Origin of the sequence: Phenylobacterium sp., from assembly GCF_030697925.1 — a bacterium.
Taxonomy (GTDB): Bacteria; Pseudomonadota; Alphaproteobacteria; order Caulobacterales; family Caulobacteraceae; genus Phenylobacterium.
On record NZ_JAUYOJ010000106.1, the window covers coordinates 1 to 16,818 of the forward strand.

The window sequence follows — 16,818 nt, forward strand, 5'->3', positions numbered from 1 at the left end:
CTGACAGCCGACCGCCAGAGCAAGCCGGGAGGACGAAACGAGCTCCAGAGCGGAGCGACGCCAAGGGAGGGCGTGGAACACGGCGCCGATTCTGTAGCAGCGGCCACCTCAACGGACCGACTGCGATTTCAACCGAGCCGATCCACACCCAGCTGACCCCATCAAGCGCCAAACGAGCGCGTAGAGAACGCAGACACCCGACCGCGCCGATCAGCTCAGGACTGAGCAGCCGCCTATTGACCCATTAGAGAACGCATCTCGGACGGCGCGCAGACTAGATCGTGAGATCTGATAGGACAGGGCTCGGGGCTGGGTCAAATGAAGGACCATGAATCGGCCAGAACCTTTGCGACCGCAGAAAGATCCCTTGGAATGCAGGGCAACTGATAGGACCGGAGGCGCTGTTGAAGCCGACGTGCATTCCAGGCCATCCATTGGCGCGGCGCCGTCACTCCGAGGGCGACCTACTGTGCAGCCACCGGCCGGCCTGCGACGCCGCTGACCACCTGGGCGGCGAGCAGATCGAGCTGGGCTTCGACAGCGGCCGATGAGCAGACGCCTTCGGGGTCGAAACTCACCTCCGCTGTATTGATGGCGACGCCCAGCGGCGTCGGCCAGCCTCGTGCCGAGTGCGCGACGGCGCGTAACGCGTACAACGTCGTCACGCAACCCTGCCACCCGCCGCCGGTGGCGATGCAACCTATCGGCAATCCATCGAGGTAGGGGCGGTTGTCGCTCCGCAGGTCCTCGATGTGATCGAGAGCATTCTTCACGAACCCCGAGACGCCCCCGTGATAACCCGGCGAGGCGATGATCACGGCGTCCGCCGCCTTCAGCGCCTTCACGAGCCGCTCCGCGCGATCACACCGCTCCCGCCGCTGAGGCGCATAGAATGGCAAGTCGAGATCCGGGCCGCAGATGGCCGTGACGCGCGCCCCGAGACGCTCGGCCTGACGCAGGCAGAGCCGAAGTGCGGCCTCCGTTGAGGAGGCCGAGCGCAAGGCCCCGCCGATGCCGAGCACCAGGGGTGATCCATTGGCGTTGGTCATAGCCACTTCTCCCGCCAAACAAGGCGGGGCCCCTTACGCCCGCTTCGAGTCGCGCTGGGCCGGCGACAAGGCGCCGTTGGGAAATTCGATCAGCTCGAAATAGGAGCCGTCGGGATCGGCCACATAGAGAATCCGGACGCCATCGCCGATCGCCTTGGGCGAGGTGACCTTCACCAGCCCGGCGGCATGGAGCTTGGCGCAGACAGCATCCAGATCGGCGACGGCGAAGGCCATGCCGAAGAAGCCGGTCCGCAGACCCTTGGCGGCTGCGCCCGGCCCAGAGACCTGCACGAGTTCGAGGGTGATCCCGGCCACCAGGCCGAACACGCGCGGGGCCCGCGCGTCCTGACTCTCGTCGCGAAACACCTCCAGCCCGAGCACGTCTCGGTAGAAGGCGGCGGACTTGGAGAGATCGCCGACGCCGATAGCGAGGTGCGACAGCGCTCTTACCTCGACCTCGGGCGACGACACGACATCGGTGGATGTCTCCTGCAGGCTCATTGACGTCTCTCCTTTCGGATTGTGGAATTGATAGTGGACAGATCATCAGAACATTCCTGCCCAGAGTCGTGATGGGGCTTGCGAACCGCTCGCTTCACTGCCAAACAAGAGGAGACATAATTGGAGTATTAGTCAATGACGACGTCGGGGTCGAGCACGGCTGCGGAGCAGGGCGCGGCGCTTGCCGGGCTGCGGGTGCTGGAGATCGGCCACTACATCGCCGCACCCCACTGCACGATGATGCTGGCCGACCAGGGGGCCGACGTTATCAAGCTGGAGCCTCCAGAGGGTGAACCGGCTCGGGCCGCACCGCCGTTCAGTCCGCATGGCGACAGCTACTATTACGCTTGCCACAACCGCGGGAAGCGCAGCGTCGCATTGGACCTGCGCAGTCCGGAGGCGCGCGAGCCCCTCGATGCTCTGCTGCGCTGGGCGGATGTGGTGGTGACCAACTATTCGGCGGGCGTGCCGGAGAAGCTGGGATTCGGCTATGAACGGCTCGCCCAAGTGAACTCCCGCGCCGTGATGGTCCACATCACAGGCTATGGCGCGGTCGGATCGCGGAAGGACTACGTCGCCTTCGACGGCGCCGTGCAGGCGATGAGCGGCTTCGCCGACTTGACCGGGGCACCCGAGGGACCGCCGCTGATGAGCCAGGTGCTGGTCGCCGACCATGCCGCCGGGACCCACGCGGCCTATGCGGTGATGTGCGCCGTGTGGGAGCAGAGACGCACCGGCCGTGGGCGAAAGGTCGAGCTCAGCATGCTGGCGACCATGACGTCGCTGCTCAGCCATCACATTCCGAGCAAGGGGGCGCTCGGTCTTGCGCCGACTAGGCAGGGCGCGCGCTCGACGACCCGCTTTGTCGACATGTTCCAGACGCAGGACGCCCCAGTCTACCTGGCTCCGATCACGCCGGTCATGTGGCGCGCGTTCTGCGACCTGCTGGGCCGTCCGGACTGGGGCGACAACGTCAATCCGCTCGCCGATCCCGTGCGCAAGGCGCAGGTGATGGAGACCGCCGGGCGCTGGTTCTCGCAGCGGACCTCAGGCCAGGCCTTGGCCGACCTGCAAGGCCGGCGGATCGCCTGCGGCGTCGTACGCAGCGTCTCGCAGCTCTATGAGGAAGAGGTCGCCCTGGGTTCCGGCGTGGTCTCGCATGTGGAGTTGGCGCGGGGCGGCCCGCTGGCGCCGGTGCCTGGGCCGGCCTTCAGGATGGGGCCGGAGCCCGAGCGACAGCCGAGGGTAGCCGCTGTGGGCGAGCACACAGCCTCGGTGTTCGCGGAGCTGGGACTAGTGGTTGTCGAGACGGCCGAGGACCTCAGGCATGCTTGAGGGCCTGAAGGTGATCGAATTGGCCACGCACATCGCCGCGCCGGCCGCCGGCGGGATGCTCGCCGAATGGGGCGCCGACGTGGTGAAGGTGGAGAACCCCGACGGCGATCCGATACGCCGCGGTTTCGAAAAACTGTCGCCCGATGGTGAGAGCCCGGCCTTCCAGCTGGACAATCGCGGGAAGCGCTCGGCGATGCTCGACATCCGCCAGCCCGAAGGGCGCGAGGCCCTGCTGCGGCTGATGCGCGGCGCCGACGTCTTCCTGACCAATGTCAGGCCCGGCGCCCTCAAGCGCGCCGGGATCGATTGGGAGAGCGTACGGGCGGCCAATCCCGCCCTGATCTACGCCAGCGTCACCGGCTACGGCCTGCTTGGCGATAGCGCTGACCTGCCGGGCTACGACGTGGCGGCCTTCTGGTCACGGTCGGGCGTTGCATCCCTGATGACGCCTAAGGGCGAGGAGCCCTTCCCCCTGAGGACGGGGCTCGGCGATCACACCTGCGCGCTCGCTACCGCCGCGGCGATCCTGGCGGCAGTAGTGGAGCGTTCGCGCACCGGTCGCGGCCGCTTGGTGGAGACGTCGCTGCTGCGCTCCGGCGTATATGCGATCAGTTCGGACCTTGCGGTGTTCCTACGGCTGGGCCGGATCGCCTCCACCCACAAACGAACCGAGACCGCCGTACCCTTGGTCAACTATTACCGCTCGGCCGACGGGCGCTGGGTCTGCCTCATGCCGCGCGATCGGCGCACGGACTGGCCGAAAATCGCCACCGCGGCCGGGCGGCTGGACCTGATCGACGACCCGAGGTTCCGCGACGACGAGGGTCGGAAGGCCAATACCGCGGCCCTGGTGGCGGCGCTCGACGAGGGCTTCGGCCAAGTCGATTACGCCGAGCTGTCGCGACGCCTGACCGAGGCGGACCTGGTCTGGGCGCCGCTGCAGACGCCCCAGGAATTGGCCGGAGACCCGCTCGCCGAGGCGGCCGGCTGTTTTGTCGAGGCGCCTGACGGCCGTGGCGGAAGCTTCAGGTCTCCAGCCACCCCGGCGCGCTTCCCTGGGTGGGAGCCGGTTCTCGGAGCCCCTCCGAGCCTCGGTCAGCACACGGCCGAGGTGCTCGCCGAGGCTGGGCTCGATCCCGGGCAGATCGCGCGTCTGGTGGAGATCGGGGCGGCGCTCTGATAGCCTCCGGCGGCGCGCGCATCAAAGGATCAAACTTGAGCGGAGACGAGATCAAGATTTCCAGGGAGGACCTCTTCGAGCGTGTCTGGACGCGTCCGATGGGGGCCTGCGCCGCCGAGTTCGGGATCAGCGCGCACGCCCTGGCCAAGGTCTGCGATCGGATGGGGGTGCCCTATCCGTCTCGCGGCTACTGGTCGAAGGTCTACGCCGGCAAATTCCAACTTCGTCCGCCCTTGCCGTCCGCGCCGCCGGGAGCCGACGCCGAGACCGTGATCTCGCCCTCGCGGGCGCTCTCGCGGCGTAGCCGCACGCGGCTCACCCCCGCCGCCCGCCAGTCCCAGATTTTGGACGCGGCCGGCCGGATCATCACCAAGGAAGGGCTGCACGCCGCCTCGATGATCCGCGTCGCGCGCGAGGTGGGGATCAGCGAGGCCCAGATCTACAACTACTTCTCGAGTCAGGAGGAGATGTTCATCGCCTTGGCCCGCGCCGAGCACGCGGCGGCCAATCTGGCGCAGCAGTCGGAGATCCAGCGTGGCGAGGACTATCTCTCACGCATCACCCTCTCGACCCTGTCTTATTTGCGCCAGGTGGAAGCGCGCGGCGCGCTGCTGCAGGTGCTCTTGACTCGACCGGAGGTGCGAAAGGCCCTGCGCAGCGAACATGAGAGCCGCCGCACCTTCAATCTGCGCCAGATGACCAACGAGATCGTCGAGAAGTACGGCGTTCCCGCGGAACTGGCCCAGGGTTCGAATGTGATCCTGACCGCCGTAGCCCTGCGCGCCGGGCGACAGCTGGCGGATAGCCGTGCGCCGCTGGCGACGGTCGAGCAGCTATCCCTATGGATTATCCTGGCCTGCACCAACGACCTGATCCTCCGTCGCAACGCCCCTGCGTCGGAGTTGGCGGCTAGCCGCCCGGCTTGAGGCCGCGGACGGCGCTGGCCGTGAGCTGGCGGCACAGGGCGCGGCCGGCCTCTCGGTCCATGTCGCCCGAGAAGACCCTTCGGCCGGCCTCCTCGGGAATGGTCATCACCAGATTGATCGCCAGCAGGTTTGCCTTTGGCTCCAGGCGGAGCTCGCGCCGCACCAGCCGCCCCAGCCGCAGATAGGCCCCGTCGCGTATCCGGACCACTTCGGGATTGAGGTGGCCGGCCATGTAGAGATCGCTCATCAGCAGGTGCAGCAGCGCCCCACGGCGGGCCACGTGCTCGAAATAGATCAGGGCCGTGTCCACCGCGACCGTCTCGAGGCAGGGGCCCGCCAGCGCCGCCTCCAGCCCGTCCTGCTCAAGGTCGCGCAAGCAATACAGCAGCAGGGCGTTCAGGAGGTCGTGCTGGGTGGGGAAGTAGGAATAGACCAGGGCCTTCGAAACGCCGACCTGACGCGCGATGGCCTCCGGTGAAATCGGCAGCGACCCCTGTTCGAGCGCCTGGAGGGCGGCGGCCTCGACCATGCGGGCGCGGCGCACTTCCGGCGACAACCGCTGGCGCCTCTGCGGTGGGTCGGGGGTCCGGCTCATGGTCGGCGGGCGGCTTTCATCGGTATCTGCATAGCGTGGCTCGCGGCGGCGCGCGACAGCCAAACCGCCGCGTCCGCAAGGCGGCGGTCCAGCCCGGTCTTTGCTATCAGCTATATTGACGATTCCTCTAATACAAATCTAAAATCGGATGGTTGGCAGGTCGCCGCCGGCCGCGGACCGCGGCCCGACGCGACCGGAACGGACGATCAAGCCTGGCCGGACGGGCAGAAACGCCGACGCGGTGGTCCGGATCGAAACAAGACCAGGTCCGCCTGCCGCGGGTGACGGCGCACAAGAGTTGAAACAGGAGGAATTTGAATGCCTTACGGAAATGGCCGCGTCTATTGCGACGCCGACAGCCACATCATGGAGACCTTCGACTGGGTGAGCCGGTTCGCCGATCCCGCCGTCAAGGACAAGATCCCGGCCCTCAAGCTCGGCGGTGCCGGGGCCGAGGCCGAGCGGGCGATCAGCAAGGCCATGGCGCGGGTGACCGATGCTGAAAAAACGGCCGAAATCGATCACAATGTGATCGAGGGCCCGAAGGGCTGGTACGCCTATGGCGCCTTCGACCCAGCGGAGCGGACCAAGGCGCTGGACGACCTTGGCTTCTCCAAGCAAATGGTGTTCTCGACCTTCGCCGCCACCCAGTATCTGGAGTCCAAGGACCCCGACATCCTCTACGGCGGCATCCGCGCCCACAACCGAGCGATCACCGAATTCTGCAAACACGATGCGCGGCTGATCGCCGTCGGCCAGGTCTCGCTGGCCGATCCGGCCCGCGCCTTGGACGAGGTGCGTGAGGGCCTGCGCCTGGGCTGCGGTGCGTTTTGGATTCCCGCCGCCCCGGCGGGCGAAGTGTCCCCGGGTCACCCAGACCTGGACCCGGTTTGGGACATCCTGTCCGAGGCCGGCGTGCCGTTCGTTCTGCACGTCGGGGCCGGCTCGCGACTGCTGCTCAAGGCCTACGAGAAGAATGGCCGCCCGCGTCCCACCGACCGGCTCGGCGGCGGTGAGAACATTCGGATAAAGGACTACATGGTGATCTCCTTCGGGGCCCAGATGTTCCTGAGCGCCATGGTCTTCGATGGCGTGTTCGAACGCTTTCCGGCTCTGCGCGGCGGGGTGATCGAGCTCGGCGGCGGTTGGGTGCCGGAATTCCTGCGGGCGCTGGATCTCGGTCACAAGAGCTTCGTCAAAAGCGATCCGAACCTGCAGCTCCTGACGTTGAAGCCGTCGGACTACATCCGGCGGGCGGTGAAGTTCACGCCGTTCCCTGGGGAGGACGTGGGCCGGATGATGCGCGACGCCGGAGCCGAACTCTTCCTGTTCTCCAGCGACTATCCGCACCCGGAAGGCACACGCGACCCGATCGGACGGTTCGAGAAGACCTTCGAGGGTGTCGACGAGGCGGCGAAGGACCTGTTTTACAGCCGCAACTTCATGGAGATGTTCGGCGCGCCCGCCCTGGTGGCCGCCGAGTAGCGCAGCGCCACGCCGACGAGCCAGGAGCGCTGCGAAGACCCGGCCCCGGGACCATCCCGGGGCCGGTGTCGCGTCCACTCACAATCAGCAGATAGCGAGACCGCCATGCCGCGTTTGGGCGCCAACGGGATTTTCATCGAGTACGAGAGCTTCGGCGCAGAGCGAGACGAGGTCGTGCTGCTGATCAACGGCCTAGGCGCGCAGATGACCCGCTGGCCGGAGCCGTTTTGCCAAGGCCTTTCTGCGGAGGGCCTACGGGTGGTCCGGTTCGACAACCGCGATGTAGGGCTGTCGACCTGGCTCGAGGCGGGCGCCCGCTACAGCCTGGCGGATATGGCGCAGGACGCCGTGGGCCTGATGGACGGCCTGCGCATCCATCGCGCCCACATCGTGGGCCTGTCCATGGGCGGGATGATCGGCCAGACGCTGGCCGCGACACACCCCAACCGCGCGCTTTCCCTGACCTCGATCATGTCCTCCACGGGCAATCCCGACCTGCCCAGGCCCACGGCCGAGGCGATCGCGGCCACTCAGCGTTCCGACCTGAGGCCGGAGGACGGCGAGCCGTTCGTAGCGGCCGGGGTGAAGGCGACCCGCGCGATCGAGGGCCCCGGCTTCCCCTGGGCCGAGGCGCAGATTCGCCGGCGGGTTACGGAGGAGGCCGCGCGGGCCTTCAATCCCGAGGGCGTCGGTCGCCAGCGCAAGGCCGTGGTCACCGCCGGCGACCGCCGCGAGCAACTCAGGACCATCAGTGCCCCGACCGTCGTGCTGCACGGCGCCGAGGATCCCCTGGCCCGCGTGGAATGTGGGCGCGACACGGCCGCGGTGATCCCCGGCGCAGAGTTGCTCGTCGTCCCCGGCATGGGCCACAGCCTGCCGCCGCAACTGCACGAGGTGTTCAAGGCTGCGATCCTGCGGGCCGTCGCCCGTGGCCGGCATGCCTTGTCCCTGGAGGCGATGTCCGCGCGCTGAGCCTCAGCCTCCCGCGCGCTCGGCCCGGGCGTTCCAAGCGGCCAGCCGCCCGAGGGTCCTCAGATAGGGTTTATAGGCCGTGGTCAGCAGCAGGAAACCGACAACCGAGGCCGCGAGGGGCACGACGACCAGCGAGACGCCGAGCTTCTGCTCGTCGCCCAGCACAAGGTCGGTGAACAGCGCAATCGAGGTAGGGCCAAGACCCAGGCCGACCAGATTGATGATCAGCAGGCTGGCCGAGGCGCCCAGGCCGCGCATCTGATTGGGGACCATCTGCAGCAGCAGGGCCGGCGCCAAGCCGTTGATGAAGGTTTTGAAGAACACCGCGCCCGCGAGCAGCGCCAGGGCGAGCTTCGCGTCGGCGACCAGCGGGAAGAAGGTGAGGAAGGGCGCGGTGGCGATCACGACGCCGAGCGTCACGACCAACCGGGCGTTGCGGACCCCGCGGGCGGCGGTGAAATCGCCCAGCAGGCCGCCGCAAAGCACGCCCAGCGGTCCGAACACCAGGTAGATCAGCCCATAGGCATGACCGATCTCCACCGCGCTCCAGCCATGCTCGCGGATGAAGAAGGTCGGGATCCAGGCAGCCAGGCCGTACGACATCATGGCCAGGACGGCGAAGCCCAGGTTGAGGCTGGCGAAGGTCACCCAGTTGTCCTTCAGATAGGCCCAGACCTCGGGAATCGGTGTCTTGCCGCTGGCGTGGACGGGCCCGGTCCTCGCCGGCTCGCGCAGGGTCATCGCCCAGAGCGCCACCAGCAGCCCGGGCGCCCCGACGATAAGGAAGACCAGCTGCCAGCCATAGATCGTGCCGACCAGCGGCAGGATGATGGACTCCACCGCCACCTGGGCGATGACCGTGGCGCCGATCACCAGGGCCAGCCCGCCGCCGACGAAGATGCCCATGCTGTAGACCGCCAGCGGCAATCCGACCTTATGCGGCGGGAAATAGTCTCCTATCATCGAGTGGGCGGCAGGCGTCAGGGTGGCCTCGCCGGCGCCAACCCCCATCCGCATCAGCAGCAGCAGGGCGTAGCTCTTCACCAGGCCGCAGCCGACGGTCATCAGGCTCCAGAACGCGACGCCAGCGGCGATCACTGTCGTCCGCCGCGTAGTGTCCACCAGCCGGCCCAGGGGCAGTCCGGCGAGGGCGTTGAAGGAGGCGAAGGCCAGCCCCTGCAGCAGGCTGATCTGGGTGTCGCTGAGCGACAGGTCGCGTTTCATCGGCTCGACCAACAGGCTGAGGATCTGCCGGTCGAGGAACGAGAAGGTGTAGGCGACCACCAGGACGGCGACCACGTACCAGGCATAGGCGCCGCCGACGACCGGTGCGGCGGCCGCCGTGGCGGGCGCGTTGCGGAACCAGGGGCGGTTCGGTTGTTGCAGCATGTAGGGACTTTCCGCCTGGAGCCGAGGAAGCGGCGAGGGGCGGGCGCCGCCCCCCGCCCCTCGCCAAAGTGCGCGCGGCCCGGGGAGGCGGCCCGCGCGGAAGGGTCGCTAGAACCGCACGTCGAGTTGCAGGCCCACCCGTCGGAACGAATCCGGGCTGCGCCAGCGATAGTAGCCGCCAGGGTTCTGCGAGGGGACGGGAGAGGCGCTGATCTGCGAGGCCCAGCGCTCGTCCAGGATGTTCTTGCCCCAGATCGAGAAGCGCCACGGCCCACCCTGCGGCTCGATGCCGATCTCGCCGCTCAGTAGGCCAAAGGCCTTCTGCCGGGTGCCGGGATCGCCATTTACCGAGTAGACGACGTCATCCTGCCAATTCCAGGCAGCCGCGGCGAAGCCGTCGAATCCCGCGACAAGGTCGGGCCGCCGATAGTCGGCCGTCGCCGAATAGGTCCATTTCGGCGCGCCGGCGAGCCCCAGGCCCTTGGCGTTGAAGAGCCGGGTGGCCGAGGTGGGCGCCAGCGGCGGGGGGGCGCAAGGGGGCTCGGGTTGGCGGAAGTAGCAGGTAACCCCCGCGAAATCCTTGTATTTGGCGTCCACATAGGCGCCGCCGAAGCCGAGGGTGAGTTCAGGGGTCGGCCGCGCCTGAAGCTGAACCTCGACCCCGCGCGTCTCCAGTCGGCCAGCGTTCTTGATCACGGTGGCGAAGTTTGCGGTGGATATGTCGGAGACCTGAGCCTGGAAGTCCTTATACTCGGCATGGAAGAGGTTGAGCCCGACCTGCAGCCGGCGGTCGAAGAACTTGCCCTTCATGCCCGCCTCGTAGGCGGTGGGGATTTCGGGGAGCACCGCCTGGTTGTCGGCGACAGTGTTCACCGTGACGCCGCTCATCCCCGGACCCTTGTAGCCGCGCGCGACGCTGGCATAGAGCATGACGTCCGGCGTTAGCTGGTACTGAGGTCCGAAGCGCCAGGAGACGTTGTCGTGCTCGATCGACTGCCGCAGGCCGCGGATCGTGGCCGAGACCGGCAGGCTTCCAGGGATGAAGGTGGCGTTGTCGTAGAGCAGGGTCACGTCGTCGTGGGTGAAGCGGAGCCCAGCGACCAGGTTGAACTGCTCGGTGAGGTGGAAATTGGCCTGGACGAAGGCCGCCACGCTCTGGGAATCGTTGACGCTGTACTTGGCGCTGCTGCGCAGGGTCGCCGCCGCCGTCGGTTGGGTCATCGGCGGCGCCATGCTTTGCAGGTAGCCGGCCTGGTAGATGATCCCCTTCAGCCAGCTTTCGTAATAGTAGAGGCCTGCCACATAGTCGAAGCGCTCGCCGATCGGTGAGGCGATCCGCAGTTCCTGGGAAATATTGCGGTACGAGTTCGTGGACCCGTTGAAGCTGAGATAGTTGAACGCGTGCTGATCGCCATCGAAGACCCCGAGGCGATGGGATTCTTGATATCCAGTGATGGAGGCTAGGGCGTAGTCGCCCAGCTGGTATTCGATGGCGAGCGAGGCGCCATAGACCTTGGCGTTGCCAATCGGCTGGTAGTCGAGGGCGGCCTGGGTGTTGTCGGGGCTCGCCACCACGCCATGCAGCGCGTTGGAATAGGCCACGATGTAGCCCGGCGTAGTCTGGCTCCAGGCCGGCGAGCAGCAAAAGTGCCGCGAATAGGAGTAGTTCGCCGACAGCAGCGCCTTCAAGTCGTCGCTGGGGCGCCAGAGCAGCTTCAGGCGCGCTGAACGGATGTCGATCGGGTCGATTGGCCGTCCGTTACGCACATTGACCACGCTCTCCTGCAGGTGGCGATAGCCGCCGACCAGCCGGACGGCGAGGGTGGAGGAGAGCGGGACATTGAGGACGGTCTGAAGCTGCTGATCTTCTCGCTCGCCGATGGAAGCGCGCACCCTGCCCGCGAATTCGTCCAGCTCCGGATTGCGGGTGGTGATCGAGACCACGCCGGCGGAGGCGTTCTTGCCGAACAGCATTCCCTGCGGTCCGCGCAGGATCTCCACCCGTTCCACGTCGGCTAGGTCCTGCGCCGAAGACGGATCGCCCAGGACCACCCCGTCCACCACGGTCGAGACGCTCTGTTCGACGCCGGTCGAGAAGCTGCTGGTGCCGACGCCGCGGATAAGGAAGCTCGAGCTGTGCGGCCCGGTGCTCTGGCGGAAGTTCACGCTGGGATCGATGTTGCGTAGCTGTTGCAGCGTGTCGACCCGCTGTCGCTCCAGCGTTTCGCCGGTCACGGCTGTGATTGCCAGAGGCACCTTGGAGACGTCTTCCGCGCGCTTCTGCGCCGTCACCACCACCTCTTCGAGCTGATATCCCCCGGAGCCGCCGCTCTGGGCGTGCGCGCTCGCGGTCGCCGACAACAATGCCAGCAACGAAGCGCCGCCCAAGAAGATTCCCCTGTGCATCTTTCCCTCCCGATCATCCGAGCTCCGCGGCCCGGTTCGCGGTGACACTACCGAAATTTCGCCGGGTGTCGACAGCAAATGGAGAGATGGTCAATAACTGATCGCCCCGCGACTGAGTGAGCTCTGGGAGGCGGCTCGTGGACGCGGCGCTGCAGAGAAGTGGACGCGACAAACACTAGACACGGAAATCATGCTCGAAGCGACTCGGTGTCACGCGAGCCGAGAATTCAGTCCGGGCGTAGGCTAGCCTGCGAGTGCCGAGGGCGGGCGGCGTTACGAGCGAGCGGACCTAGACGTAACAATAGCGATAGTCAACTCGCGCGGTCGCCCCTAGGATGATTGGTGGAAAACTAGGCGGTCCACGTTTCGACAAGCTCAGACGCCTTAGGCCCGGCCGAACGCCAAGACCGCGGACCAGTCGAGGTCGGGCGCGCTCGAGCGACACCCGCGGCCCCTATGACTCGACGCGAGTCGCGCGGCCCAGCCTGAGCGGCGAATTCGTCGAGGAATGTCGCCTCGGCTCCAGGCCAGTCCGAGTCGCTCGGACCTTCGACAAGCGGGACCCGCGACCTTTCCGGAGAAGGCTTGGCGCTCACTTTCGACGCCTACCGCCACGGCGCCTGGCGACTATGTGGTGGGTCGCCCGGCTGCGCTCTGCGGAGACGCAGACGGCGCACGCGATGGCATGCACCTCCGTCATGCCGTCGAGAGCCTCGGCGCCAGGCTAACGGACATACTGTCGAAACTTCTTCTACACAGTCGTGAATATCTGTCCTGAATATCGGCGCAGATTTCTTGTATTAATGCTCATCGAACCGAAGAAGTCGTAAATACGATAAGTAAGGGGCTGAAATTGGAGTGTTTCCGCGTAGATTTGTGTTGGGGCATTGCAGCTTCGACCCTGATCTTAGCTCTTGCTAGCTCCGCCGCCCATGGGCAGGAGGCGCGCGTCGCCCCCGCGCCGGCTCGCGAAGTGTCCTCGACCCTGCAACCTGAAGAGCCAAAAGCCATGACAAACCCACTCACCCGAATGAATCCGCCGTCGCTGCCCGACGCTGGCGCCGCGGGCTATTCCCAGATCACGATCGTCGAACCAGGCAGGGTCGCGTACATTTCAGGTCAGGTGGCTTGGCGGCCGAACGGCGAGCCCGTCCCGACCACACTCTCGGGACAGGCCGAAATCGTTGTCGGCAACGCGCGGGCGGCGCTGAAAGCGATCGGCGCGACGCCAAAAGACCTGATCATGGTGCGCGTCTTCATGATCGACTTGACGCCGGAGCGCCTGGAAGAGCTGTGGCCGCATATGCATGCGCTCTTCGATGGTGTTCAGCCCAGCGTCACCGGCGTGGGCGTCGCCTCTCTCGCCGGGCCTGACCTGCAGCTCGAGGTCGAGATGACCGTCCGGTTGCCCTCTTAGCTGGGTCGCGACAACAGCCCACCCTTGCCGGCCGCCTACATGATCGGTTGCGCGCCTGGCTGAAGCCGGGCGCGCGGGCCAGGCGCCGAAGGGGCTGGAGCTCGCTTGTCGATGACTTCACCTCGGACGGTCAAAACGCGACCCGCTGAGAAGAACATCCTCGCCTCCCCGCCGCGGATATCGGAGTGTGTCGTCGAGCCCACCGCGCCAGGATCGTCAATCCCAGACCAGGGCCCTGGCGGATCCATCCATCGTGCGACGCCGGAATCGAGGAAGCACACCATTCTTCGCGCGAACCTGAACGATATCCTCGTCTTCATGGCCGTCGCCGACGCTGGAAGCATCGTTGTCGGCGGGCAGGCGATGGGGTTGACCAGATCGGCGGCGGGCAAGGCCGTGAAGCGTCTGGAAGACAGGCTTGGCGTACGCGTGCTGAATCGTACGACCCGGACCCTGAGTCTCACCGACGAGGGGCGGGCGTTCTATGATCGCGGTCTGCAGATCCTCGCGGCCGTGGATGAGGCCGAGGCCAGCGTTGCCGGGCGCGCCGGCACGCCCCGGGGGCTGCTGCGCCTGACCGTTCCCGACGCCTTCGGGCGTCTCGTCGTCCTTCCTCTGCTGAAGCAATATTTGGCGGCCTGGCCGCAGATCCAGGTGGAGATGAGCTTTTCTGATCGCGTGTCCGACGTCGTGGAGGACGGATTCGACCTGGCGATACGGATTGGCGTCACGACATCGGACACGCGATTGGTCAGCCGTGTGGTGGCCAGGTACAGGGCGATGCTCTGCGCTTCACCCTCCTATCTCGCCGAGCGCGGCGAACCTCTCAATCTCAATGACCTCTCAGATCACGACTGCCTGATCTTCAGCAGTAGAGCTCAGAAGCAGAGCTGGCGCTTCCGAGATAAGGAAGGATCCTGGGTGAAGGCGCAGGGCCGAAGTCGCGTTCGGCTTGATAGCGGCGAGGCCCTTCGGGACGCCGCCGTCGCCGGACTGGGCATCGCCTTCCTTCCGGAGTTTCTGGTGGCTGACGATCTCGCCGCGGGCCGGCTCCGCCTGGTGCTGCCCCAACTTGAGGTCGAGGATGTGAAGATCTCGGCGATCTACCCCACCAAGCGATTCCTCGAACCCCGCGTCAGGCGCTTCATCGATCTGCTGGTCGAGGAGTTGGCGACCTGACGGCGCGGCGTGACTCCCAGGCTTCGAGGCGGCGCCGGCGCGAGCAGGCTACCACCCGCCGCTCTCCAACCATCGCTCCACCATGGGGAGCCTGTCGGCGCCCCAGAACATCTCCCCGTCGATGACCGTGGTCGGCGAGCCGAACACGCCGGCGCCGATCGCCGATGAGGTCGCCTCCCGCAGGGCCGCCTTCACCGCCTCGTCCCGCAAGGCGTCCGCAGCGTCACGTCGGGAGAGACCGAGACCGGTGACGACGTCAAGAACCGTAGCCGGCGTGGAGATGTCCCGGCCTTCCGACCACTGCGCGCGATAGAGGGCGAGGACCAGGGCCTCGACGCTCTCGGGCGATGTGGCGAGGGCCCACAAGACCGCGCGCGCGGCGTTGAGGGACGAGATGTCCAAGCGCGGGTCCGGAGCCAAGGTCAGGCCGTGGTGTCGAAGCGATCGCCCGATGTCGTGGAGCAGATAGTCGCCCTTGAGCGGTGTCTTGATCGGGGGCGGCAGGCCCATGGCTTCCAGAACCGTCACCCGCAGCAGGAACGGGCGCCAGTTCACACGACGTCCAAATCGATGCGCGATCGCGCCGATCCGCTCGGCGGCGATCCATCCGTAGGGCGAGGCGAAGTCGAAGTAGAAATCGATGCCCAGAGCGGCCGGGGGCGGTGCGGGGCGCTGCCCTGCCGTCGGGTCGGGCGACCTTGCGGGCACGTCAGCTCTCATCGGTCTTGCCCGCGCCGGCGAGCAGCTGGTCGCGGAGCGCGAACTTCTGGACCTTGCCCGAGGCCGTCTGCGGAAAGTTCTCCAGGAAACGCCAGTGTCTGGGCACCTTGTAGCCCGCGAGCCGCTCGCGGCAGAACGCGACCAGATCGAGGGGCTCTGGTCCATCGGGATCGGTCAGGCGGATGCAGGCCGCGACCGCTTCGCCCCACTCCGGGTCCGGCAGGCCCACAACCGCCACGTCGGCGACGGCGGGGTGGGTGATGAGGACGTCCTCCACCTCCCGGGGGTAGATGTTCTCCCCGCCGCGAATGATCATGTCGCGCAGCCGACCGAGCACGCGGCAGTATCCCCGCTCATCCATGCTGCCGATGTCGCCTGTATGTAGCCATCCGTCGGCGTCGATCGCGGCGTTGGCGGCCCCCTCGGCGTTGTAGTAGCCGGTCATCACGCCGTAGCTCCGGCCACAGATTTCGCCCGATACGCCGATCGGCGCGATATCACCGGTCGCCGGGTCGACGATCTTGACCTCTGTGTGGGGCAAAGGCCGTCCGACGGTTTCGAACCAGGCGGGGTTCGGATCCCTGACGGCGGTATGGGTGAGATAGGGCGAGGCTTCGGTTTGTCCGAACCCGATGGCGACATCCAGGCCGAGCATCTTTTCGGCCTGTCGCACCAACTCGCCCGCGACGGGCGCCCCCCCAAGCGTGACCAGCCGCCAGGAGGAGAGGTCGCGTGGCGCTCGAGCCTGCTCCTCGAGCATCCGGATGAGCATGGTGGGCACGCAGAGCATGACCGTGCCGCGTTCCTGCTCGAACAGGTCCAGCATGTGCCCCGCGTCGAACCCGGGGGCCATGACGTGCGTTCCGCCGGTCTGCATCGCGCCAAGCGTCGCGAGCCCGCAGCCGGCGGTATGGAACATCGGCATGGCGTTGATCCAGACGTCACCCTCGTCCCGGCCGATCGACTCTGCGTATAGGCGACCATTGTTGCTCAGCCCCCGATGGGTGAGGCAGGCGCCCTTCGGGAAGCCCGTCGTGCCGGAGGTGTACTGGATCTGGGCGATATCTCCCGGTTTCACGCTTGGTAGCGGGCCGGCCTCTCCGGACGACAGAAAGTCGTCCCAGCTCGAAAGCGGGATCACCACCTCCAGATCGGGCAGGCTAGGGCGGGCCATGGCCAGGGCCTCGGCAAGATCACGACCGCGATAGCTGTCCTGCAGGATGACGCCGCGCGCCTGCGACTGGCGCAGGACGTGCGTCAGCTCATGAATCAGATAGGCCGGATTGACGGTCACCAGCACCAGGCCGGCGAGCGCCGCGCCAAACTCGATGAGGGCCCACTGCGGACAGTTGCCCGACCAGAGCGCGACATGCTGCCCGGGCTCGAAATGCCGGAGTAGGGCGCGCGCGACCACCTGCGCCTCCGCCGCCAACTCCGAGAATGTCCAGCTGCGGCGCGTCGCCGGATCGACCTGTCCGTCGACCAGGGCGATGGCGTCCCCGAACTGCGCGGCCGCGATCAGCAGGGTGGCGCCCACGGAGTCCTCGATCAGGGCGGCCCGCCTGTCCGCCGGATAGTAGGAGGACGTGAGCAGTCTGGCTTTGGAATGCGCATCGCGCATGTCGGACCTCCGTTGGTTTTTCTCGGACTCGCGGCCAGGCCGG

General features: G+C 66.8%; 14 protein-coding genes. 7 read left to right on the forward strand and 7 right to left on the reverse strand.

The window, feature by feature from the left end:
* Nucleotides 1–464 precede the first annotated feature (464 nt).
* Both Q8Q88_RS10050 and Q8Q88_RS10055 read right to left on the reverse strand, forming a co-directional pair.
* Nucleotides 465–1,049 (reverse strand): NADPH-dependent FMN reductase, encoded by a 585-nt coding sequence (locus Q8Q88_RS10050; protein WP_305675055.1) that lies wholly within the window; start codon nucleotides 1,047–1,049, stop codon nucleotides 465–467.
* Between the two features lie 33 nt (nucleotides 1,050–1,082).
* Nucleotides 1,083–1,550: a VOC family protein gene (locus Q8Q88_RS10055; RefSeq protein WP_305675056.1), complete on the reverse strand. Its 468-nt coding sequence runs from the start codon at nucleotides 1,548–1,550 to the stop codon at nucleotides 1,083–1,085.
* Nucleotides 1,551–1,685: 135 nt separating this feature from the next.
* Here Q8Q88_RS10055 and Q8Q88_RS10060 point away from each other — a divergent pair, with 135 nt between their 5' ends.
* Genes Q8Q88_RS10060 through Q8Q88_RS10070 form a run of 3 tightly spaced genes read left to right on the forward strand, consistent with a single transcriptional unit; the run spans nucleotide 1,686 to nucleotide 4,991 of the window.
* Nucleotides 1,686–2,885, forward strand: a complete 1,200-nt coding sequence (locus tag Q8Q88_RS10060) for a CaiB/BaiF CoA-transferase family protein (RefSeq protein ID WP_305675057.1) — start codon at nucleotides 1,686–1,688, stop codon at nucleotides 2,883–2,885.
* Complete coding sequence (locus Q8Q88_RS10065; protein ID WP_305675058.1) at nucleotides 2,878–4,065, forward strand: CaiB/BaiF CoA-transferase family protein; 1,188 nt, start codon at nucleotides 2,878–2,880, stop codon at nucleotides 4,063–4,065. The genes Q8Q88_RS10060 and Q8Q88_RS10065 overlap by 8 nt, the downstream gene beginning before the upstream one ends.
* A gap of 35 nt (nucleotides 4,066–4,100) precedes the next feature.
* Entirely contained in the window at nucleotides 4,101–4,991 is an 891-nt protein-coding gene (locus tag Q8Q88_RS10070) for a TetR/AcrR family transcriptional regulator (protein ID WP_305675059.1), read from the forward strand.
* On the opposite strand, the gene Q8Q88_RS10075 is transcribed toward Q8Q88_RS10070, so the two are convergent.
* Nucleotides 4,975–5,586 (reverse strand): TetR/AcrR family transcriptional regulator, encoded by a 612-nt coding sequence (locus Q8Q88_RS10075; protein ID WP_305675060.1) that lies wholly within the window; start codon nucleotides 5,584–5,586, stop codon nucleotides 4,975–4,977. The genes Q8Q88_RS10070 and Q8Q88_RS10075 overlap by 17 nt on opposite strands.
* A 318-nt stretch (nucleotides 5,587–5,904) precedes the next feature.
* Here Q8Q88_RS10075 and Q8Q88_RS10080 point away from each other — a divergent pair, with 318 nt between their 5' ends.
* Nucleotides 5,905–7,071 (forward strand): amidohydrolase family protein, encoded by a 1,167-nt coding sequence (locus tag Q8Q88_RS10080; protein ID WP_305675061.1) that lies wholly within the window; start codon nucleotides 5,905–5,907, stop codon nucleotides 7,069–7,071.
* A 105-nt stretch (nucleotides 7,072–7,176) separates the two neighbouring features.
* Entirely contained in the window at nucleotides 7,177–8,043 is an 867-nt protein-coding gene (locus Q8Q88_RS10085; protein ID WP_305675062.1) for an alpha/beta fold hydrolase, read from the forward strand.
* A 3-nt stretch (nucleotides 8,044–8,046) separates the two neighbouring features.
* Here the strand turns inward: Q8Q88_RS10085 and Q8Q88_RS10090 are convergent, their stop codons facing one another.
* The gene (locus Q8Q88_RS10090) at nucleotides 8,047–9,432 is read right to left on the reverse strand and encodes an MFS transporter (protein WP_305675063.1); all 1,386 of its coding nucleotides are present in this window, start codon (nucleotides 9,430–9,432) and stop codon (nucleotides 8,047–8,049) included.
* Nucleotides 9,433–9,540: 108 nt separating this feature from the next.
* A complete protein-coding gene (locus Q8Q88_RS10095; protein ID WP_305675064.1) occupies nucleotides 9,541–11,805 on the reverse strand; it encodes a TonB-dependent receptor in 2,265 nt (754 codons plus the stop codon).
* A 1,042-nt stretch (nucleotides 11,806–12,847) separates the two neighbouring features.
* On the opposite strand from Q8Q88_RS10095, the gene Q8Q88_RS10100 reads away from it, so the two are divergent.
* Together Q8Q88_RS10100 and Q8Q88_RS10105 are read left to right on the forward strand one after the other, a co-directional pair.
* Nucleotides 12,848–13,255 (forward strand): RidA family protein, encoded by a 408-nt coding sequence (locus tag Q8Q88_RS10100; protein WP_305675065.1) that lies wholly within the window; start codon nucleotides 12,848–12,850, stop codon nucleotides 13,253–13,255.
* Nucleotides 13,256–13,366: 111 nt separating this feature from the next.
* Nucleotides 13,367–14,434, forward strand: coding sequence for a LysR family transcriptional regulator (locus tag Q8Q88_RS10105; RefSeq protein WP_305675066.1), 1,068 nt, complete (start codon nucleotides 13,367–13,369; stop codon nucleotides 14,432–14,434).
* A 48-nt stretch (nucleotides 14,435–14,482) separates the two neighbouring features.
* Here Q8Q88_RS10105 and Q8Q88_RS10110 read toward each other — a convergent pair whose 3' ends face one another.
* Complete coding sequence (locus Q8Q88_RS10110; RefSeq protein WP_305675067.1) at nucleotides 14,483–15,142, reverse strand: 2-hydroxychromene-2-carboxylate isomerase; 660 nt, start codon at nucleotides 15,140–15,142, stop codon at nucleotides 14,483–14,485.
* A 1-nt stretch (nucleotide 15,143) separates the two neighbouring features.
* The gene (locus Q8Q88_RS10115; protein WP_305675068.1) at nucleotides 15,144–16,775 is read right to left on the reverse strand and encodes an AMP-binding protein; all 1,632 of its coding nucleotides are present in this window, start codon (nucleotides 16,773–16,775) and stop codon (nucleotides 15,144–15,146) included.
* Nucleotides 16,776–16,818 lie beyond the last annotated feature (43 nt).